General features: G+C 64.8%; 16 protein-coding genes. 4 read left to right on the forward strand and 12 right to left on the reverse strand.

The window, feature by feature from the left end; genetic code table 11:
• Positions 1 to 2: 2 nt before the first annotated feature.
• The 5 genes from NYE40_RS20265 to NYE40_RS20285 form a co-directional block, all read right to left on the reverse strand.
• Positions 3 to 821, reverse strand: a complete 819-nt coding sequence (locus NYE40_RS20265) for an ABC transporter ATP-binding protein (RefSeq protein ID WP_101808258.1) — start codon at positions 819 to 821, stop codon at positions 3 to 5.
• A gap of 93 nt (positions 822 to 914) precedes the next feature.
• The gene (locus NYE40_RS20270) at positions 915 to 1,925 is read right to left on the reverse strand and encodes an ABC transporter substrate-binding protein (RefSeq protein WP_180968405.1); all 1,011 of its coding nucleotides are present in this window, start codon (positions 1,923 to 1,925) and stop codon (positions 915 to 917) included.
• Positions 1,922 to 3,382, reverse strand: a complete 1,461-nt coding sequence (locus NYE40_RS20275) for an aryl-sulfate sulfotransferase (RefSeq protein ID WP_101808176.1) — start codon at positions 3,380 to 3,382, stop codon at positions 1,922 to 1,924. Before NYE40_RS20275 ends, NYE40_RS20270 begins: the two co-directional genes overlap by 4 nt.
• Positions 3,383 to 3,425: 43 nt before the next feature.
• Positions 3,426 to 4,079, reverse strand: coding sequence for a MarR family winged helix-turn-helix transcriptional regulator (locus NYE40_RS20280; protein ID WP_153784253.1), 654 nt, complete (start codon positions 4,077 to 4,079; stop codon positions 3,426 to 3,428).
• Positions 4,080 to 4,578: 499 nt separating this feature from the next.
• Complete coding sequence (locus NYE40_RS20285; RefSeq protein WP_339278873.1) at positions 4,579 to 4,827, reverse strand: prevent-host-death protein; 249 nt, start codon at positions 4,825 to 4,827, stop codon at positions 4,579 to 4,581.
• Positions 4,828 to 4,977: 150 nt separating this feature from the next.
• Here NYE40_RS20285 and NYE40_RS20290 point away from each other — a divergent pair, with 150 nt between their 5' ends.
• Entirely contained in the window at positions 4,978 to 5,412 is a 435-nt protein-coding gene (locus tag NYE40_RS20290; protein ID WP_339278874.1) for a DUF1284 domain-containing protein, read from the forward strand.
• Between the two features lie 112 nt (positions 5,413 to 5,524).
• On the opposite strand, the gene NYE40_RS20295 is transcribed toward NYE40_RS20290, so the two are convergent.
• Positions 5,525 to 8,581 (reverse strand): S-layer homology domain-containing protein, encoded by a 3,057-nt coding sequence (locus tag NYE40_RS20295; RefSeq protein ID WP_180968406.1) that lies wholly within the window; start codon positions 8,579 to 8,581, stop codon positions 5,525 to 5,527.
• 188 nt (positions 8,582 to 8,769) lie between these two features.
• Between NYE40_RS20295 and NYE40_RS20300 the strand changes: the two genes are divergently transcribed.
• On the forward strand, positions 8,770 to 9,648 hold the full coding sequence (locus NYE40_RS20300) for a radical SAM/SPASM domain-containing protein (protein WP_028598758.1): 879 nt from the start codon (positions 8,770 to 8,772) through the stop codon (positions 9,646 to 9,648).
• Between the two features lie 233 nt (positions 9,649 to 9,881).
• On the opposite strand, the gene NYE40_RS20305 is transcribed toward NYE40_RS20300, so the two are convergent.
• From NYE40_RS20305 to NYE40_RS20325, 5 genes are read right to left on the reverse strand one after another with little or no spacing between them, the layout of a single operon-like run.
• The gene (locus tag NYE40_RS20305) at positions 9,882 to 10,943 is read right to left on the reverse strand and encodes a glycoside hydrolase family 130 protein (RefSeq protein ID WP_101808180.1); all 1,062 of its coding nucleotides are present in this window, start codon (positions 10,941 to 10,943) and stop codon (positions 9,882 to 9,884) included.
• Positions 10,944 to 11,003: 60 nt separating this feature from the next.
• Positions 11,004 to 11,942 (reverse strand): DUF1861 family protein, encoded by a 939-nt coding sequence (locus NYE40_RS20310; protein ID WP_101808181.1) that lies wholly within the window; start codon positions 11,940 to 11,942, stop codon positions 11,004 to 11,006.
• Positions 11,943 to 11,985: 43 nt separating this feature from the next.
• Complete coding sequence (locus tag NYE40_RS20315; RefSeq protein ID WP_028598755.1) at positions 11,986 to 12,825, reverse strand: carbohydrate ABC transporter permease; 840 nt, start codon at positions 12,823 to 12,825, stop codon at positions 11,986 to 11,988.
• Positions 12,812 to 13,687, reverse strand: coding sequence for a sugar ABC transporter permease (locus NYE40_RS20320; RefSeq protein WP_028598754.1), 876 nt, complete (start codon positions 13,685 to 13,687; stop codon positions 12,812 to 12,814). The genes NYE40_RS20315 and NYE40_RS20320 overlap by 14 nt, the downstream gene beginning before the upstream one ends.
• A 16-nt stretch (positions 13,688 to 13,703) precedes the next feature.
• A complete protein-coding gene (locus tag NYE40_RS20325) occupies positions 13,704 to 15,038 on the reverse strand; it encodes an ABC transporter substrate-binding protein (RefSeq protein ID WP_028598753.1) in 1,335 nt (444 codons plus the stop codon).
• A 290-nt stretch (positions 15,039 to 15,328) separates the two neighbouring features.
• On the opposite strand from NYE40_RS20325, the gene NYE40_RS20330 reads away from it, so the two are divergent.
• Together NYE40_RS20330 and NYE40_RS20335 are read left to right on the forward strand one after the other, a co-directional pair.
• Positions 15,329 to 16,345, forward strand: coding sequence for a LacI family DNA-binding transcriptional regulator (locus NYE40_RS20330; RefSeq protein WP_028598752.1), 1,017 nt, complete (start codon positions 15,329 to 15,331; stop codon positions 16,343 to 16,345).
• A gap of 330 nt (positions 16,346 to 16,675) precedes the next feature.
• Complete coding sequence (locus NYE40_RS20335) at positions 16,676 to 18,313, forward strand: alpha/beta hydrolase (RefSeq protein ID WP_028598751.1); 1,638 nt, start codon at positions 16,676 to 16,678, stop codon at positions 18,311 to 18,313.
• Between the two features lie 89 nt (positions 18,314 to 18,402).
• Here the strand turns inward: NYE40_RS20335 and NYE40_RS20340 are convergent, their stop codons facing one another.
• Complete coding sequence (locus tag NYE40_RS20340) at positions 18,403 to 19,662, reverse strand: MFS transporter (protein ID WP_101808259.1); 1,260 nt, start codon at positions 19,660 to 19,662, stop codon at positions 18,403 to 18,405.
• Positions 19,663 to 19,665 lie beyond the last annotated feature (3 nt).

The following is a 19,665-nucleotide window of genomic DNA, read 5'->3' on the forward strand; positions in this document are numbered from 1 at the left end:
CCCTATTCGTCGAAATGCCCCTGGATGCGCGCATGCAGCTCATGGAACGCCGGGTCCGCGATGTCGCGCGGATAGGCGAGCGCCACGTCGTAGATGTCGCTGATGCGCGAGGACGGGCCGGGCGACATGATGCCGATGCGCCCGCCGAGCAGCAGCGCCTCCTGGATGTCATGGGTGACGAAGATGACCGTCTTGCCCGTATCGCGCCAGATGCGCACGAGCTCCCGCTGCATCGTGCGGCGCGTCATCGCGTCGAGCGCTCCGAACGGCTCGTCCATGAGCAGGATCGCCGGATCGTTGGCCAGCACGCGCGCCAGCTGGACGCGCTGCTTCATGCCGCCGGACAGCTCGCGCGGAAACTTGTCCTCGTGGCCCGTCAGGCCGACGAGCCCGATGTACCGGTCCGAGATGGCGCGGCGCTCCGGCGCCTTCGTCTTTTTCATGCGCAGCCCGAACTCGACGTTCTCGCGCACCGTCAGCCACGGAAACAGCGACGAATCCGCCTGCTGGAACACGACCGCCCGGTCCGGCCCCGGCCGCTCCACCTCGCGCTCGCCGACGCGCAGCCGGCCGCTCGTCTTGGCGACGAAGCCGGCGATGAGGCCGAGCAGCGTCGACTTGCCGCAGCCGCTCGGGCCGAGCAGGATGAAGAACTCCCCGCTCCGCACCGTCAGATCGACCTCGCGGAGGATTTCCTGCGGCTCGCCTCCCCCCGCATGCGGGTAGCTCTTGCTCAGCTGCTGGATGTCGATCTCATGGCCCGCCTCCGCCGCTTGCCGCTGCTGCGCCGCTGCCGGCTCCGACGTCCGCGCCGTCCTCATCGCTGCCGCCTTCGCCGCCCTTCTCTCGGCCGCTTCCTCCGCTGCCTGCCCCTGCGCCTTCCTCATCGCCGTACCCATCGCCCATCGCCTCCTCTATTCCTTCAATTCGATCACGCGGTCCGGGAATGCCGCCCGCACGAGATCCAGCTTCAGCTTGCCGTCCAGGTCGAAGTCCTGCTGGATGATGCCATTGTCGACCATGTACTTCTTCTGGCTTTTCAGCCCTTCGTAGGCTTTGTCGGTGAAGCCGATGCTCCACGGGTTTTTCGGCAAGTCCTTGAGCGTCGCTTCCCGCGGCTGCTTGACCGTCTTGTAAAGGATGTCCGCCGTCTCGTCCGGATTCGCCTGGGCGTAGGACGACGCTTCGTCGAGAGCTTTCAGGAATCCGGTCACCGCCTCGGGTTCCTTTTGCAGCAGCTCGTTCGTAGCGATCAGCCCGGTGCCGAGCCGGACCGGCGTCTTGGACATGTCGCTCAGCTCATGGACGCCTTCGATCGCGGAGAATTTCTCGTGGTTGATCGCGCCGAATACCCAGACCGCGTCGATCTCGCCCTTGCGCAGCGCCACGTACGCCTCGTCGAGACCGCCCTGGCCGATCAGCTTGACGTCGTCCAGCTTCAGCCCCTGCTCCCCCAGATAGACGTCCCACAGGTAAGGCAGGAACGTGCCCCGCAGGAAGCTCAAGCTCCGGCCCTTCAGATCGGCGCCGCTCTTCACGTCCGGCCGCACGAACAGCTTCCAGTCGCTCGCGCTCAGATCCGTCGCCGTGCCGGAGGAGGCGAAGATCGCATAATCGCCCTTGCTCACCGCGTTCAGCAGCGGGAAGTCCGCGCCGAAGGCGACGTCGACCTGCTTGATGAACAGCGAGTTCACGCCCTCGGCCGGCGTCGCGAACGTCACGAGCTCGGCGTCCACGCCATGCTTCTCGAAAAAGCCCTTCTCCAGCGCGACGCGGAACGTGATGTTCGTGGAGATGTCGGCGATCTTCAGCTTCACCTTGTCGACGCCGCTGCCCTCGGCCTCGCTGCCGCAGCCGGACAGCAGCAGCACGAAGAGCGCGGCTGCGGCGAGCGTCCCCGCCAGCCGGTTCAGTCGGATTCTCATGTCGGATCCTGCTCCTTTGCCTCTTCCTTGGCGATCGTCTCGTCGATGCGGGCGACGCATAGCGCGCCTTCGCCGTACTCGGCCGTGCCCTCGACCTCGACGACGGCCGCCGGTCCGCGTCCCGCCGCCCCCGGCAGCCGGAAGTCCGCGACGTCGAGCGGCTCGATCGCCGTCTCGACCGGACGCTCCGCCTGCGGCGCCCACTCGTACGGCGCGCGGTAGGCGCGGTACACCATGTTGGAGTTGCGCTTGTTTTTATAAGGGGAGATGTACTCCCAGACGAGCTCATGCTCGCGTGTCACCTCGAAGATGCGGCCGTCCGCGCCCTCGGTGATGAGCGTGTTGCCGTTCGGCAGCCGCTGCGCGCTGCTGATGTACGGGCTGTAGAACCGGTACGAGTCGAGCGGGGCCTGGAAGCCAGCCTCGGTCGGCGTGTACTGCCACTCGATCTGCAGCGTGACCGGGTTGATCTCCAGGATGCGCGAGTGGTCGCGGCGGGCGACCTTCACGCCGTCCGGCGCCTCGGCGTTCGGCGCGCCGTAGCCGCCCCAGCCGCCGTTGTCGAAGAGAAGGATGTTGCCTTCGCCCGGCAGCCCCTGCGGGATGAGATGGGCGTGATGCTGGCCGATGATCCAGCCGATATGCGCCAGCTCGCCGGAGTAGTCCGGGCCGAGCTTCCAGACGATGCCGCCGGTCTTCTTGTCGATGATGGCCGTGATGTTCGTCTCTCGTGCGTCCCAGATGATGTTGTCCGGATGGAACCGCTCGTCGCCCGCGTCATAGTGCTTGTTCGGGCCGAGGACCGACGCCGAGTTGATGTGCATCCAGTCGCCGGCGAACGTGCCGAAGCCGCGGGTGTTCGGGTCCCGGCGCAGCGCTTCGCGCGCCGCCTCGTCGAAGCCGAGCTCCTCGAAGTGGTCGCTGACCGCCCATTCCCAGACGACGTTGCCTTCCCAGTCGACCTCGATGATCGTGTCGTCGAGCAGCTCCTTGTCGGAAATTTCCGGCTTGGTCACGTTTTTATGCGCCAGGATGATCGTATGGCCGGAGTCGGTCTTCGGCTCCAGCCCCGGCGCGTAGTAGCCGACCGGATTGCCCTCGCGCTGGTAGTCGTGGTGCTGGCGGGCCATCCACTGCGGCGCGTTCTCGGGATCCTCGATGTATTCGTAGCGGTCGAATTTCCAGACGACGTTGCCGTCCCAGTCGACCTGCACGAGATTCTTCTCGTCCTGAAAGCCGTAGCGCGGATCGCGCTCGGCCGTGCTGCCGAGCACATAGCCGCCGGGGAACAGCTTGTTCGGGAATCCCCGCAGCCCTTTCCACAGCCGCACCTCGCGGCCGTTCATGTCGATCAGCAGCGCGCCGGTGTCGGCCGCCTGGAAGATCGTGTAGCCGCTCCAGGCCTTCTCGGGCAGATAGACCGTCGTGCCGGTCGGATAGATCGTCGGATGTCCCATGTTCATTCTCCTTGTCGTGTGGGGATGGTGGCGGTGCAGGCGATCAGTAGCCGATAAAAGGACTGCGGCGCTGCGGTGCGGCCGGCTTGGCCGGCGGCTCCGCCAAGGCGGACGGCGATGAAGCCGGCGCTGCGGACGGTGCCGTGGACGGTGCGGCATCCGGTGCAGTGGACGGCGCGGCAGCCCGTGCGGAGGCCTGCTCGTGCCGCTCCGTCACCCGCTCGGCGAAGCCGTCCAGCCGCTGCAGCAGCTCGCGGAACAGCTCGATGCGCAGCTCCAGCTCGGCTGGCCCGAGGCCGCCGAACAGCAGCTCGACCGTATGGGCGCCCGCCTCGCGGGTGCGCTCCAGCAGCTTGCGGCCGGCCGGCGTGATCGCAAGCGCGATCGAGCGGCGGTCGGAGGCGCTGCGCCTGCGCTCGGCGTAGCCGGCGCTCTCCAGCTTGTCGCAGAGGGCGGTCACCGCGCCGGAGGTGAAGTCCAGCCGCTCCGCCAGCTCGCCGAGCCGCTGCTCGCCCTCCTGCAAAATCGTGCCGAGCACGAGCAGCCCCGGCAGCGAGACGCCCTCCAGCGCGATCTTGTCGCGCTCCTTGACGAAGCGTCGGACGAGCTTGCGGAACAGCCAGTCGGCTTCGAGCTTGAGCTCCTCGCGGTCGGGTGCTGGCGATGGAACTTGGCGATTGTCATTAGAGTCGCTCATGCCGCTCCTTTCCTCGGACCGGCGGATGGATGCAAAAAGGCTCCCGTGCCTTCCCCGAGGTCGGGTGAAGGAGCGGGAGCCTCTGGCGGTCCAGTCGGCAGCCGAAATTAGTTTGGCCATAAGATAATGAATGCTCGTTGAACGATCGTCCATTGAATGAACGACGGTTGAATGAAGCCTGAAGCAAGAATAAAACAAGTTAACCAAGTTGTCAACTTGGTTTTTAAAGACGACAAGCAAAAAGCCTCCCAGCGGCCTTCAAGGCTCAGGCAGGAGGCTTTTATCTTGGCTGTCATCGGCTTTCGTCCGGTCTTCATCGACACTTGCGAATAATATCCGAATGTAGTCCCTCCTGCCGTAGATTACCCGGAGAATGTTGCGACGATGGCTCTCATGAGGCGGGATGCCGCATCCGCATTGGACAAGTCGTCCTCTATATAGCGCCTGATGTCCTTCATATCCTCCAGAGCAGCAGGAGAAATCCGCAGCTCCATCATCCCTAAAGTCCAAATTCCCGTTCTACGTCCTGGAGACTCATCCATCCATCCGTTTTGCCGGATCTCTCTCCCTCGGCGAGCTCTGTCATGAGCTGGAGAGAAGCCTTTAGCTTCTCGTACTCCTTTATATCCAGCAGCACATACCGGCCATGTCCGTCCATTGTTAAAAAGACAGGCTCATCCTCAGCAAGGTCGCGAAGCAGCTCCTTGTAATTGCTTAGATCGGAAATGGGCTTGATTATAGGCATCATCCATCTCTCCTTCCATGAACTTTATTGTAGCATAGACATGTTGTCCGACCGAGCCCTCTTTCTCCATCGAGCTTCCTTCTTTCGTCCGCCACATAGTCAACCTCTTGTGATATAGTTTTAGTTGACTATTCCAGGAAAGGCGGACTGCCCATGACCCCCATCGAGCTCCGAGGCCATCATCTGCTCTGCCTGCTCGGCTATCGCGGCAAAGGCTATTCCGACGGCTTCTGCGCCAACATGACCGGCATCTACGAACGGCTGCGCCGGGACCCGGATACGACAATCCGGCTGACCGTCGGCCCGGATGCCGTCTGCGCGGCGTTTCCCGCGGACCAGCCCTCCCACTGCGAAAATGCCAGCGTCTACCGCAAGGACGCCGAGATTGCCGGACTGGTCGGCATGCAGCCCGGCGACGTCCGGAGCTGGGGCGCGATTTGCGAGGCCGTCGCCGCGCGCGTGCGGCCGGACGACATCGCGACGATCTGCCGCGACTGCCGCTGGGAGCCGTACGGCCTGTGCCGCGAAGGCGTCGCGCATATCCACGCCGATCCGGATCGGCGGCTGCGGGAGCTGCCGGAGGGATGAGCCCGAATCGAAAAAGAGCCGGGAGCCCGCAGGCTCCTGGCTCTTGAAGCGTAACTGACCGAACAGGGAGAGGCGATGCCGTATCCGCACGCGCCCGTCCGATGCGTTTCGGCTAGAAGCGGTAATCGACCGATGCGGCCATGATGTCGGCAAAGTCGGCATCTCCCGGCTTGACGTCGGTCCACACCTGCTTCGCCTGCGCGTTGCCGCTGCGACCAAGCAGGGAGTTGAACAGGCGAACCGTCTCCACCCGCGTCAGCGGCTGGTTCGGATGGAACTTGCCGTCGGCATAGCCCGGCAGCCAGCCGCGGGCTTCTGCGGAAGCGATTGCCGCTGCCGCCCAGTGGCCGGCCGCATCCGGGTAGCTCGGCACGGCGGCGGCCTGCTCTTGCTTGCCGTAGACGTTGAGCAGAATCTGCGCCATCTCCGCGCGCGTCACGGCGCGGCCCGGACGGAAGCTGCCGTCGCCGGAGCCGTTCATCCATCCTTGCCGGGCAACAATGGCGATGTCCTTGCCGGCCCAGAAGCCGGAGGGCACGTCCTTGAAACTTTTGGCGTCCGTCGCTGCCGATGCCTTTTTATCCATCGTGCGGCTCAGGATCGCCGCGACTTCCGCGCGGGTGACACTGCCTTGAGGCAAGAAGCTTCCGTCCGGATAGCCCTTCATATAGGCTTTGTATTCGCCTGCTGTCGGAGCAGGCGTCGGCGTGGACGTCGGCGCTGCCGTCGGCGTCGGCGACGCGCTCGGAGACGGCGTCCATGCCGGCCCGCTCGTTTCCAGCACTTCCGTTTCCTGCTTCGCCTTCGTGCGGAAGGCGGCGATGTCGCCATAGATCCGGCCTTCCTGGCTGTCCCCATACGCGCGGAATTCATACCCGGTGCCCGGCTTGAGCGAGTCCAGCTTGACGGAGATGCTGCCCGGGCCTTGGCCGCCGTCAATGACGATCCATGCCGCTCCGTCCGCCTGCTCGCGGTATTCCATACCGCGGCGCGACAGCGTTCCCTGCGCCGAGCCTTCGATGCGGGCCGACGTTTCCGCCACTTCGCTGGCGGCGCCGGTCACTGCAGCCGGATCGTACCAGGCGCGATAGTTCAGCACGGTCAGCTTGCCGCCGTGCATGTCGTCGACGATCGACACATGCGGGATGCCGTCGATGATTTGCAGGCGCAGCTCGGACGCGCCGCCGGCTGTGAACTGCGCGGCGCCCGCCGTCACCCACTCGGAGCCGTTCAGCTTGCGCACCGTAATTTTTCCTTGATCTTCAAAAGCGACATAAAGAACCTTTGCCTGCTCGTCTACCGCGACGTCCGCCAGCTTCGCCGGCTGCGCCAGCACAGGCGGCAGATTGGAGGCGGACCATTTCCGATTGTTCCAATCCCAGATCAGGACGGAGACGCCTTTGTCATCCATCGACAGAGCCATCGAGTCATAATTGTACTTGAACGGAATGAGCGCGCTTCCGGCCGGAGAAGCCGCCGCCGCGCCGCTGAGCTTTTCCCAGTTCATCGAGGGGTAATACACATAGCCATACACGTTCAGAACGCCGTTTTCAAAAGCGCTGACGGTAAAATACGCGGCGAACGTATCGATGATCGACAAGCCGCTGACGCGGCCGTCGCTGAAGCCCGGCGTGCCGAAGCTGCTCCACGCTTTGCTTCCTTTATCCCATTTTTTCATCGTCGCTTTGCCGTTTTCATCCGCATCCGCGTACACGAGCACCGGGCCGTCCCAGTCCATGCCCATTGCCAGCGCGCCACGCTCCCCGGCCAGCGCCGAGCCGGCCGATGGCATGGAAGTCCAGCTGCCTGCCTCGTATGACGCCGCCTTCACGGTGCCATCGCCGTCGATGAAGGAAACGTACAGCTTTTTATCATTGGGATTCACGCTGTTGAATGCCGCCTGGACGTTGGATACATGGCTTCCGATGAAGCCTGGGGCGCCGACATAGGTCCAGACGCCTCCCTCCATCTTCATGACCGACAGCGCTCCGTCCGCAGAAGCATCAGAGAAGGCGACGTAAGGAACGTTGACCGCATCGTAGAAGAAGCGATGCTCGCTGCCGGGCTCCGGCGTGAAGCCGGCCGGACCGACGAGCTGCCACTTGTAGTCGACGACATGGACGTAGGCGCTCGCCTGGACTTCGGCGGCATTGGCGAACGCTTCGCAGGAATCGCCCCCCGGCTCGACGCTCGCCGGCATTGCCCGGCGATCAAGCCTCGGACAAAGCGGCGTTCCCTTGAACAGATAGGTCCCTTTCCGGGCGCCGTCGAAAGCCGGCGTTCCCGAATCCCACTTGACGTCCAGCAACGCTTCGACGCCATCCTCGAAGCTGAACTCGACCCGCTTCGGCAGCTTGCTCTTCGCCTGCGCCAGCGTCGTGCCGACGACGACCGTCCGATCCTCGACCGGCGCCGCCCCGGTCATCTCGATGAGCGGCATGTTGATGATGAAGCGCGGGTCATCCGTCGCCATTTCTTCATAGCGGACGGTATTGCCGTCCGGCAGCTCGGCCGCTCCGCGGATGATGATCTGGCCGCCGGTCTCGTACTGCTTGTATCCGCTCAGCCGGCTGTCCCACTCGTACGCATTGAGATTCCAAGACACCGGATAGAGCTCCGAAGTGCCGTCGGTGAAATGAGCCCGCACCGTTTCCGGCATCAGCTTCTTCACCTCGTCCAGCGGCGTGCTGCGCGGCAGATCGAGTTCAAACGGCTCGAACCACGACAGCGTCCGATAGGCTTGGAATGCAGCTGCATTCGCGCAAAGAGCAACCGATTCGCCGTCCTTTTGCAGGCAAGCGGAATACTGATACGACTTGCCCGGCGTCAGCCCGCTGATCTGTCCTTGGAACGCGAGGCCCGCGGCGGCCGGATCGGCCGGCACCTTCTGTCCGTTCTGCGGAATTCCGGAAACGACATATTCGTCGACAAGGAAAAACCGCTCGTAATCCGGGCCCATATAGACTTGGTCCGCGACCGTCCCGTTCAGGACCGCCGACGTGCCGTTCTCGACCGCGTTCTCCGTCACGACTTTGTCCGAAAAAACGACCTGGGGCTGCGGCGGCACCGCCAAGGCAGATGCCGCGCCGAAGTTCCAGCCGGTGCAGAGCAAGGCGGCTGCGAGCAGCAGCTGCAGCCAAGGCTTACGTTGTTGATGTTTGATGTCCAAGTTGTTTCCCCCTAAAGCATGCTGTTGACCACCGACATATATCGGCATTGATCGACAAAAATATTAGCAAAGAGAAGGAGCCGAATGCCGCGCGAAATGGTATGATACACGAGGGGGCTCTGCATCCTTTCATCCATTCGCAGACGCCGCCGCCATCATCCCGCATCACCGAATCGAGGCCCGCACCGATGAAGAAATTCCAGAAATTCTATATCGAAATCACGAGCGTCTGCAACTTGGCCTGCCACTTCTGTCCGCCGACGCTGCGGGAAAAAAGCTTCCTGAAGCCCGAGGACTTCGCCAAGCGGCTGGACGAGATCAAGCCCTATACGGATTCCGTCTACCTTCATGTAAAAGGCGAGCCGCTGCTGCATCCGAAGCTCGACCAGCTGCTCGACATCAGCCACGACAAAGGCTTCAAGGTGAACATCACGACGAACGGCACGCTGATCGAAAAAAACAAGGCCAAGCTGCTCGGCAAGCCGGCGCTGCGGCAGATGAACTTCTCGCTGCACAGCTTCGACGGCCATGCCGGCTCCACCGACAAGGAAGCGTACGTCACGACGATCCTGACGTTCATCCAGGAAGCGCTGGCGTCGACGGACGTCCTGTTCTCGCTCCGCCTCTGGAACCTGCGCAAGGACAATGCGACCAATCTGGAGCTGAAGCGCAACCGCGAGGTGCTGGCGATCATCGAGCGCGAGCTCGGCCTGACGGAGCCGATCGAGGAGCAGTTCAAGCGCGGCTCGGGGCTCAAGCTGGCCGACCGCTTCTACTTGAACCAGGACCACGAGTTCGAGTGGCCCGACCTGAACGCCGAGGAGGACGACGGCAAAGGCTTCTGCCACGGCCTGCGCAACCAGGCCGCCATCCTGGCGAACGGCACCGTCGTGCCCTGCTGCCTCGACGGCGAAGGCATCATCAACCTCGGCAACATCAATCAGGCGAGCTTCTCCGATATCATCCAGGGCGATCGCGCGCAAAAGCTGTACGACGGCTTCTCCCGCCGCGAAGCGGTCGAGGAGCTGTGCCGCAAATGCGGCTACCGCAAGCGCTTCGGCACGTAGGCCGGGCTGCCGCTTCAGCGAGGCGCGCCCGCTCCCGCTTGGCCGTCCCGCTTGGCCGCCGGCGGATCGGCGGGCGGACTTGGTCTGGAGGATGCTCCGAGGCGCGGCGAGCAGACAGCAAAAAAGCATGGCTCCCTTGAAAGGGAACCATGCTTTTTTGGGCTTGCGCCCTGTCCAGCCCGATCGGGGACTCGCCGCCGTCCCGGCAGGACGGCGACGGACGCCCCATCGCCTCAGACCGGCTCCAGGCTGTCCAAAATCTCCGCGAGGCTGAGCTCGGCGCAGGCCATCGACGTATCGGCCGCGCCGTAGTACATGCGGACGACATCGCCGTCGACCAGCGCGCCGCACGAGAACACGACGCCGCCGAAGAAGCCGTCCGCCTCGTAGGCCGCATCCGGCTCCAGGATCGGCCGGCCCGAGCGGGCGACGACCCGGGACGGATCGTCCAGGTCGAGCAGCACCGCGCCCATGCAGTAGCGGTGGTCCTTGGTCGCGCCATGGTACAGCTCCAGCCAGCCGCGGTCCGTGCGGATCGGCACCGCGCCGCCGCCGATGCGGCCGCTGTCCCACATGCCGTCGCGCAGCCCGATCAGATGCCGGTGGTTGCCCCAGTAGAGCAGGTTGTCCGACTCGGCGATCCACATTTCCGGGCGGCCGCAGCTTTTGGTCGTCGGCCGGTGCAGGGCGTAATGCTTGCCGCCGATGCGCTCCGGGAAGATGAGCACGTCCTTGTTGTCCGGCCCGAAGATCATGCCGTGATGCTCCACGGTCTTGAAGTCCTTGGTCGAGACGAGCGACTCGCCGATGCCGACCGGCGACACCGCCGAGAAATAGATATAGTACGTATCGCCGATCTGCGTGATGCGCGGATCCTCGATGCCGAAGCTCTCCAGCGGCTGCGACGGATAAATGAACGGCTCGTCGTCGATCGTGAAATTCCGTCCGTCGCGGCTGCGGGCGATGCGCAGGTACGACAGCGACGTCAAGTATTCGAACGCCGGCGCCTGGTCGCGCCGCACGATGACGCGCGGATCGGAGAAGTCGTAGCTCTCGTCGTCCTTGCGGATCGGAACGAGGTCGAGCTCGCCCTTCTCCACGTTATAGACAGGGGCCAGCACGACGGACGGATCCGGGCTGACCGGCCGCTCCGCCACGCGCAGCAGCAGGATGACCTCCCCGCCGTATTCCGCCACCCCGGCGTTGAAGGCGCCGATCACCTCGAAATCGTCGCGATGCGGCTTCACGTCGGCCGGCGTCACCAGCGGATTTTGCTCATATCGGTAAACATTCATGCGTAGCAGCTCCTTCGTGGTCTAAGCTGTGCAGGCTCTCGCTGCATGCCGCCCGGGCTCTTACCGGCCGGCGAACGGGTCCGGAATGTCCAGCGTCTGCGCGTCGGCGTCGCTGATGCCCGCGTATAGCACGGCTCTGCCGTCGCCGACGCGGATCAGGCCGCCGCTGAACACGACATCCTCCAGATCGGGCCGCTTGGCCGGGCCCGGCAGGAAGTCGCGGCGCTCGCCGATCAGGCGCAGGCCGCTCCATGCCTCCGATGCCGGATCGAACTCGAACGCCATCGGATAGTAGTGGCGATCGCCCGCTTCATCGAAGCAGGCGATATGGCCGAGCACGCCGATGCGGCCGCCCGGCAGGAGATGGGTCTCGTTGGCTCCGCCCCATTCGCCCTCGGCGAACTGTCCCTCGAGCAGCGGAGCTTCGTCGATGGCCCGGACCGTCAGGCCGTCCAGCGAGCCGACGCGGACGTAGCCGATCTTGCCGCGGCCGCCCTTCTCTCCCTGAGGTCGCGTGAACACGCCGACGCCCCCGTCCGCAAGCTCCGCGAGGCGGATGTCCTTCATGCCGTCCGGCCCTTCGAAAAAGCGGCGCAGGTCGCGGAGACCTTGGCCCCGGTAGAACACGGTCCGCCACATCAGCGCGCCGGCCCGCTCGGGATGCGGGAAGACCTCCACGCCGCCGACGACGAGCTCGCCGCCGATGCGGCTGTGGAACGGGTCCTGCAGCCGCAGGACCGGCGCTCCCTCGATCGGCAGCCAGGCGCCGTCCGATTCGGCGAAAAAGACGATGTCGGAATGCTCGCTGTCGCGCGACTCGACGCGTCCGGGAAGAACCGTCCGGCCCTCGTCCTCGAACGGGGCGGCGATGTTGTAGACGTCCTTGCCGCCGACGCCTGCGAACGGGATGCGGCGCGGCTCGCGCGCGGCGGGGCCGGCGGCCCGATATTCTCTCAGCAGCTCGGCGCATGGCGCCGGAGCCGGTTGCAGCTGGCTCATGAATCCATTCTCCTCCCGCGAAGCCCGGCCGGAGCCGGGACGATTATTTCAGGCTGAACTGCATGCCCTCCTGGAACTTCTTGCTGAAGATCAGGAACAGCACGATGATCGGCAGCGTGAGGATCGTCGAGGCCGCGTAGAGCGGACCCGGATACGACCCGTACGGCCCGAACATCTGCGACAGCAGCACGTTCAGCGTCAGCATCGAATCGCTCTTGACCGCGATCATGTCCCACAGCAGCTCCGTCCACCGCTCCATGAGCAGGAACAGGAAGATGACCGTCGTGATCGACTTCGACATCGGCAGCATGATGCGGAACATGATCTTCAGATCCGACGCTCCGTCGAGCTTGGCCGCTTCGATGAACGTCGACGGCACGGCCTTGAAGAAGTTCGTGTACATGAAGATCGCCCACAGGCTGACCGCCTTCGGCACGATCAGGCCGAGATAGGTGTCGTACAGGCCGGCCCGCTGGATGATGAGGAACGTCGGCACCAGCAGGATGATGGCCGGGAAGAACATATGGAACAGGACGAAGTTGTTGATCGCATGGCGGCCGAAAAAGTTCAGCTTGGACAGCGCATAGGCGACCATGATGCCGAACAGCATCATCAGCGCGGTCGAGGCCGCCGAGACGACGACGCTGTTCAGGAACGCGTTCAGCCACGGCCGGGTGACGCCCGCCTCGCCGCCGCTGAACAGCCATTCGTACGACTTCGTCGTGAACTTCGTCGGCAGCAGCTGCTTGTCGATCTGCGTCCAGTCCGCGAACGAGCTCAGCACCATGTACAGATACGGATACACCATGACGAGCAGGAGCGCGAGGGCGAGGAGATAGCGGATGGCTCGCCTCGAGCCGCTGCGGCGTTTAGACCCAACCATTTCGCTTCCCCCATATCTCCAGAATTTTGCGGATGGCGAAGATCGAGATGAACGTCGCCACCGATGCCAGCAGCGCGACCGCCGACGCGTAGCCGACCTGCATGTTGGAGAACGCCTGCTTGAAGATCTCCATCTGCCAGGTGTTCGTCGCGTTGCCCGGGCCGCCGCCCGTCAGCTGGTACACCTCGGTGAAGATGCCGAACGTGACGCCGAAGCCCAGGATGAGCGTCGTGTACAGCGACGGATACAGCAGCGGCAGCGTGATCCGCCAGAACCGCTGGCCGTCCTTGACGCCGTCGATCGCGGCCGCCTCGTACACTTCCTTGTCGATGCTCTCCAGGCCCGAGGTGAGGATGAGGGCATAATAGCCGGTGAACTTCCAGGCGAGGATGAGGCCGACGACGAACAGCGCGGACAGCGGCGAGCCGAGCCAGTTGATGTCCAGCCCGATGCCGCGCAGGAACTCGTTGACCGGGCTCGTGTAGGACAGCAGTCCTTTGACGATCAGCGCCGAGACGACGCCCGAGCTCAGGTAGGGCAGGAAGAAGCCGATCAGGAACAGTCCCTTGAACCGGGGCAGTCCATGCACGAGCACGGCCACTCCGATCGCCAGCGCCGTCACCAGCGGCACGAAGATCATCATGAACTTGTACGTGTTCCAGAACGCCGCATGCACGCTCGGCGAGCGCAGCGCCTCGAGGAAGTTCTCGAAGCCGACCACGTTGAACGTCGGCGCGATCAGATCCCAGTCGGTGACGGACAGGAAGATCGACCAGATCAGCGGGATGAAGAAGAACAGCAGCGAATAGATGAGGTAAGGGCTGGCGAACAGCCAGCCCAGCTTGTTGTTGCGTTGGTCCATGACGAGAAGACCTCCCTTAGTCCAGGGCTTTCTCCAGCGCGGCCTTCATAGCCGCCCAGCCCTCCGCAGGGGCGATTTCGCCCTTGACGACTTTATTGAACGCCTCCGTGCCGATGATCGTCTGGAGGTCGTTGTACTTCGCATTGTCCATCGGCGGCACGGCGTTCGGCACGTTTTCCGCGTACGGCTTCAGCTGCGGGCTCTTGTCCAGCACCGCCTGGAACGACTCGTTCGTCGACAGGTCGTCGCGCGCCGGAGGCAGGTTCGTCTTCTCGAACCAGGCCGCGTCGTTGTTGGCGTCGCCGTACACCCACTGGATGAAGTCGATCGCCGCCGCCTGCTGCTCCTTCGTCGCCGAGGCGTACACGACGAGCCCTTTCGTATCGGCGAACGTCTTGCTGTCGGCCGGGTCCATGCCGTCCGGCACCGGCGGCATCGTCAGCGCGTACGTCTCATTGTACTTCAGGTTCGGATACTTCTCCGCCCAGGTCGTGAACGTCCACGGACCGACGTCGGTGAAGACGCCCGTGCCGTTCTCGAACGGGTCGGTCACCTGGCGGGCGAGCAGCCCCTTCTCCTTGCGCAGGTCGTCCACGAACGACAGCACCTCGACGCCCGCCTTCTCGTCGCCGGTGAAGGCGTCGCCTTCGATGAACTTGTTGCCGCCGGAGGCCGCGTCATACAGCATGTAGAAGTCGAACCAGCGCTTCCACGCCGTCGGGTCGGCCAGATCCGGCTTGGCCCACAGGTATTTCTTGTCGCCGTGCTTGGCCTTGAGCTTCTTGGTCAGCTCAAGGATCTCGCCGTACGTCTGCGGCGGCTCGCTGTAGCCGAGGTCCCGGATGATGTCGAGGCGCCAGCCGAACAGCATCGGATTGGAGTAGATCGGCAGCACGTACTGGTGGCCGTCCGCGAACGTCCACGGCTCGATCGTCTGGGTCATGCTGCGGCCCTGCACGATCTCGTCGAAGCCCTCCAGCGTATCGAGCGGCACGAGCGCCTGGCTGCTTGCCAGCTGGGCCGCGAAACCGCGGTTAATGTTCTCGGACATCGTCGGCGCGCTCTTGGCCGCCAGCGCGGCCTGGATGCTCGCCTCCGAGGTCGGCGATTCCTTGATCGCGCTGACGTTGATCTTCACCTTGCCGTTCTGCGCCTCGTACGCATCGGCCATCTCCTGCCAGAACGCCTGCTGCGTCGGGTTCGGCGCAGCCCAGAATTCGATCGTCGTCACGCCGTCCGACGACTCTCCTCCGCCTTCGCTTCCGGTCTGGCCGCCTTGGCCGGTGGAGCAGGCCGACAGCAAGCCGGCCATCAGCGCGACGGACAGGACCATAGGGACTCTCTTTTTCATCTTTGTTGTGCCTCCCTTTAAGTTGTCATGATTTCTGTAAAGTTGTCATGATAAAAGTAATGCTGATTGTAAGGGGTTACGGGGTCCATTATGGGCTTGAAAACGGTTCATGTCAAGTGACAAACTTATGGATCAGCTTTATGTAAACGGAATGATCTGATTTACATTTTCAGTTTGTAACGTTACAATGGAGGAAGGACAGCCCGTTCCGGCTCCGAGCTCCCGCTTGCCTTGACAGGCCGGCGCGCAACCGGAACAATGAAGCTAGTCCGTAACAGGGGTTGACGAACGTGAAGACGAAAGTAACGATGCAAGCGATTGCCGACAGGCTTAATCTTTCCAAAAATTCCGTCTCGCAAGCGCTGACCGGCAAGGCCGGCGTCAGCGACGAGACGCGGCAGCTCATCCAGAAGACGGCCGAGGAGATGGGCTACACGTACAGCCGCCGAGGCCAGTCGCCGGAGCCCGGGGCGGCGTCGCGCACGATCGCGCTGCTCGCCTCCGATTTCGCCTTTTCCCAAAAAGGCTTCTTCGGCGACATCTATCTGAGCATCGACCGGGAGCTGAAGCGAAGCGGCTGCGAGCTCGTCATCCAGTCCGTCAGCCCGAAGGAAGCCGAGGCGCTGGAGCTGCCGCCATTCCTCGAGAACAAGACGGTCGACGGCGTGCTCATCCTCTCCCACATCACCAATGATTATCTGAAGGCCGTCCTGGGCACCGGCATTCCCGCCGTGCTGATCGACCATCATCATCCGGAGCTCGCCGCCGACTCGATCCTGACGAACAACCGCTTCAGCGCCTACGAGGCGGTGCGCCATCTGCACGGACTCGGACATCGCCGCATCGGCTTCGTCGGCAGCATCGAATTTTCCCCGAGCTACTACGAGCGGCTCGAGGGGGTGCGGCTGGCCGCTTGGGAGCTCGGCCTCGAGCTGCCCGAGCCGTGCCTGCTGACCGATGTCGCCGAGGACAGCGACGAGGTGCGGCGGCGGCTGGAGCCGGCGGCCCGCCTCGCCACCGCCTGGTTCTGCGTCAACGACGGCTATGGCTTCATGACGAGCTCCGCCCTGCAGCAGCTCGGCCTGTCCGTGCCCGGCGACGCGTCGGTCGTCAGCTTCGACAACGGCTATCTGTCGCGCCTCGCCACGCCGCCGATCACGACGGTCGATGTCGACCTGCCGCTCTATGCGAGCTGCGCGGTCGAGCAGCTGCTCCGGCGGCTCGACGATCCATCGCGCCCCCGCACCGAGACGCTGCTGCCGACCCGGCTCGTCGTGCGCGAGTCGACCGCGCCTCCGGCCCGGTGAAGAAGCGGGCGGCCTGATCTCCGCCGGCTGCCGGCCAGCGCGCTGTCGCTCGGATGCGGCCAGCCGCCTCTGCCTGAGCACAGGCGGCTTCTGCTCTCCGAGCATGCCGAACAAGCCTGCCTCGAGCGTCTGGACTCGAAGCAGGCTTGTTCGGCATGCTGCGGCATGAAAATGGATACCTATCAAGGAGCCGCCTTTCCATCGCGGCCGAGCCGCAGACGGCCGGCACGGAGCGTTTACCCTTTATTCACTCGACGCACATACCGTGCTGACAATGATTCCTTAATATGGAAAGGCAAGCATCCTTCCTTCGAAAGGGGAATCCGATTGATGTCCATCCGCCGCCTCTCCGCCTCCGTCCGCTCCAAAGCGCCGCTCGCCTCCGCCGCCCTGCTCGCTCTCAGCCTGCTGGCAGCCGTTCCGGTCCACGCCGCCCCTCCCGCCCCCCAGCTCCATCAAGAAAACGCCGCCGGCCAAGCCGGCAACTGGTACACCGGAGCGGTGCCGCCGCAATCCTCGTCCAAGCCGGTGCTGCTGTTCGTCCAAGGACTGCACTCCACGATGGACCGCTGGACGCTCGAGGACAGCTACTATGAAGCCGCCTACAACGCCGGCTACCGCACCGCCTTCGTGCAGCTGAAGGACGCGGACGGCGACGGCGGCAGCATGTGGACCAACGGCGCGCTGCTCGCCTCCGTCATCCGCAAGGTTGCGGCCTACTACAACGTGCCCAAGCTGAACATCATCGCCCACTCCAAAGGCGGCATCGACACGCAGACGGCGCTTGTCCACTACGGCGCCTCCCCGTATGTGAACGTCGTGCATCAGCTGTCCACGCCCAATCTCGGCTCCGAGCTCGCCGACATGGCCTACGGCAGCTGGACGTCCTGGCTCGGCTCCATCATCGGCCAGCAGGACGACGCCGTATACTCGCTGCAGACGTCGTACATGGCGGGCTTCCGCTCGCAGACCGACGCGCGGCCGGAGGTCCAGGCGACCCGCACCTACATGTCGGGCGGCATGGGCGACGACGGCATCTTCACGAGCTACTGGTTCGCCCACGCGGTGCTGCCCGGAGAGGATGACGGCGCCGTCTCGCTCTACTCGGCGCTCGGCCTGCCGTACGGCATCCAAAGCTTCACGAAAAATATTTCCCATAGCGCGATGGCGCGAGCTTCGCAGACGTGGAGCCTCGTGCGGCCGAAGCTCGCTCTCCCGGCCGCCTCGCTGGCCGGAGGGCTGCAGGCGTCCGGCGGCGGACCGGTCGCCGGCGAAGCAGTGCCGGAGGCGGCATCCGGGTCCCGCCAAGCGGGCGCAGACGAGCCGGCCGGGCTCATCCTGCGCGGCGGAGCGCTGGACGGCTCCGCATCCGCTTCGTTCCCGCTCGAGAGCGGGCTGACGTCGCTGTCGCTCGAGGTGATGACCGCGCAGGCGGGCAGCACGGCCATCCTGCTGTCGCCGTCGGGCCAAGCGCACGCCGCGGAGGCCGCTCCGCCGGACTCGGCGTCCGCCGACGTATTCGCCGGCGCCGTCCGGCGCGTCTTCCACATCAACCAGCCGGAGGCGGGCGAGTGGAAGCTGCAGCTGGGCGGCAGCGGCGACGCCTACTTCGCCCTCGCCCGCCTGGACAGCCCCAGCACGATGCGGATTGCCGCGCCGAAAAAGCTCTACCGCCCGGGCGAGCCTGTCGCCCTCTCCGTCGATCTCGGCAAGCCGGTGCAAGGGCTGTTCAAAAAGCCGTCGCTGACGAAGTCGATCCCGGGGCGCTCCTCCGCCTCGCTGCGCACGCTTCCCGACGCCGCCATCGCCGGCTCGGCCGCCTCTGTCTCGCTGACCGCTCCTTACGAGCCCGGCGTCTACAATCTGTCGTTCGACGCGGAGGGCGTGAACGCTCGCGGCGAGCGGGTCGTGCGCTCGGTCAACTACAACTTCGCCGTGCTCGATCCGCAGGGCAAGGTCGGGCCGTAATCGGACTGACGCCATAAAAGCCGGAAGCCGCCTTCGCATGAGAGCGAAGGCGGCTTCCGGCTTTTCGAAGCGTCCTGATTCGTCTAGGCCTAGGCCAAGCCTTGCGGGAGCTCCGCCTCGCGGGCGCTGCTGCGCGTCTCGCGAGCGGAGACGAGCAGCAGCGAGGCCGCCAGAGCCGCGCACAGCAGGTACATGGCCGAATAGGAGAACAGATCGGCGACCGGCCCCATGACGATGCTGCCCAGCGAGACGCCGAGATCGGCCATCGCGATGAACAGCCCCATCTGCACGTTGCGGCTCTCGGGACGGAGCGTGAACGACAGATACGTCGTCAGCGCCGGATAAAGCATCGCCTGGGCGAGCCCCATCAGCAGCGCGCCCAGATAAAACGCCGCAGCGCCGCCGTAGGCGGCGAGGCCGACGCATAGCGCCGCAGCCGCCAGGCTGACCAGCACCGCCGCCATGAACGAAGGATGCCAGCGTCCGTCGGACGGAATCCGCTTGCGCAGCCAAAACCGCGCCGCCACCACGACGCCCGCCTGCAGCATGAGGTAGGCGGCCGCGCTGCCGCCGCTCACCTGCGCGGCATACAGCGGGATGAACGTCGTCGCGGCGCCGAACACGACCGAGCCGGCCAGCATGAGCACGCTGCATCGCCGCAGCTGCGGCTGCGCGGCCAGCTCGCGGAACGAGCGCCGCAGCGCGCCGCCCCCTGCGCCGAGCTGCGGCGAGGCCGACGCGCGGCCCGCCTGCGGGCCCGGAACCGCGCCGTCCGGGCCGCCCCCTTGCGCGGCCGGCTTGCCGAGCCTCGCCGTGCAGCCGACCAAGCCCGTCGCGGCGCCGAGACCGAGCAGCACGGCGGCCAGCAGCGCCGGATTTTGCGCCTGCCACAGGCCGATCGCGAGCAGCGGCCCGATGATGCCCGGCATCGTCGCGCAAAGCGAGTACATCGAGATGCCCTGCGAGCGTTCTTTCTCCGGAAGCGCATCGATCAGGCCCAGCTGCAGCGCCATCGAGAAGAAGGCCGTGCAGACGCCCTGCAGGACGCGCGCGGCAAAGTAGCCTTCCAGTCCCGTGAACGCATACAGCGCGAGCGCGGCCGCGTTCAGGACGAGGATCGCGCGCAGCACCCGGATCGGGCCGTGGCGTCCGATCAGATGGCCCGCCCATGGGCGCAGCAGCATCGTCGTGAACAGATAGGCCCCCATCACGACGCCGATCGCCGCGTTGCTCGCGCCGAGCGACTCGCCCTTCAGCGGGATGAGCACGTTCAAAATCGCATTGGCGCTGAAGTACAGCAGCGTCAGGCTGTACAGCCGCAGGAACGGCCCCGACAGCGCGGCCGCCAGAGG

This window comes from Paenibacillus sp. FSL W8-1187, from assembly GCF_037965485.1.
GTDB lineage: Bacteria > Bacillota > Bacilli > Paenibacillales > Paenibacillaceae > Paenibacillus_O > Paenibacillus_O pasadenensis.

Excerpts from the sequence above, each read along its gene's own strand:
- NYE40_RS20265 (WP_101808258.1), bottom strand. The coding sequence starts at position 821 with ATGAGGACGGCGCGGACGTCGGAGCCGGCAGCGGCGCAGCAGCGGCAA.
- NYE40_RS20270 (WP_180968405.1), bottom strand. The coding sequence starts at position 1,925 with ATGAGAATCCGACTGAACCGGCTGGCGGGGACGCTCGCCGCAGCCGCG.
- NYE40_RS20275 (WP_101808176.1), bottom strand. The coding sequence starts at position 3,382 with ATGGGACATCCGACGATCTATCCGACCGGCACGACGGTCTATCTGCCC.
- NYE40_RS20280 (WP_153784253.1), bottom strand. The coding sequence starts at position 4,079 with ATGAGCGACTCTAATGACAATCGCCAAGTTCCATCGCCAGCACCCGAC.
- NYE40_RS20285 (WP_339278873.1), bottom strand. The coding sequence starts at position 4,827 with ATGATGCCTATAATCAAGCCCATTTCCGATCTAAGCAATTACAAGGAG.
- NYE40_RS20290 (WP_339278874.1), top strand. The coding sequence starts at position 4,978 with ATGACCCCCATCGAGCTCCGAGGCCATCATCTGCTCTGCCTGCTCGGC.
- NYE40_RS20300 (WP_028598758.1), top strand. The coding sequence starts at position 8,770 with ATGAAGAAATTCCAGAAATTCTATATCGAAATCACGAGCGTCTGCAAC.
- NYE40_RS20305 (WP_101808180.1), bottom strand. The coding sequence starts at position 10,943 with ATGAATGTTTACCGATATGAGCAAAATCCGCTGGTGACGCCGGCCGAC.
- NYE40_RS20310 (WP_101808181.1), bottom strand. The coding sequence starts at position 11,942 with ATGAGCCAGCTGCAACCGGCTCCGGCGCCATGCGCCGAGCTGCTGAGA.
- NYE40_RS20315 (WP_028598755.1), bottom strand. The coding sequence starts at position 12,825 with ATGGTTGGGTCTAAACGCCGCAGCGGCTCGAGGCGAGCCATCCGCTAT.
- NYE40_RS20320 (WP_028598754.1), bottom strand. The coding sequence starts at position 13,687 with ATGGACCAACGCAACAACAAGCTGGGCTGGCTGTTCGCCAGCCCTTAC.
- NYE40_RS20325 (WP_028598753.1), bottom strand. The coding sequence starts at position 15,038 with ATGAAAAAGAGAGTCCCTATGGTCCTGTCCGTCGCGCTGATGGCCGGC.
- NYE40_RS20335 (WP_028598751.1), top strand. The coding sequence starts at position 16,676 with ATGTCCATCCGCCGCCTCTCCGCCTCCGTCCGCTCCAAAGCGCCGCTC.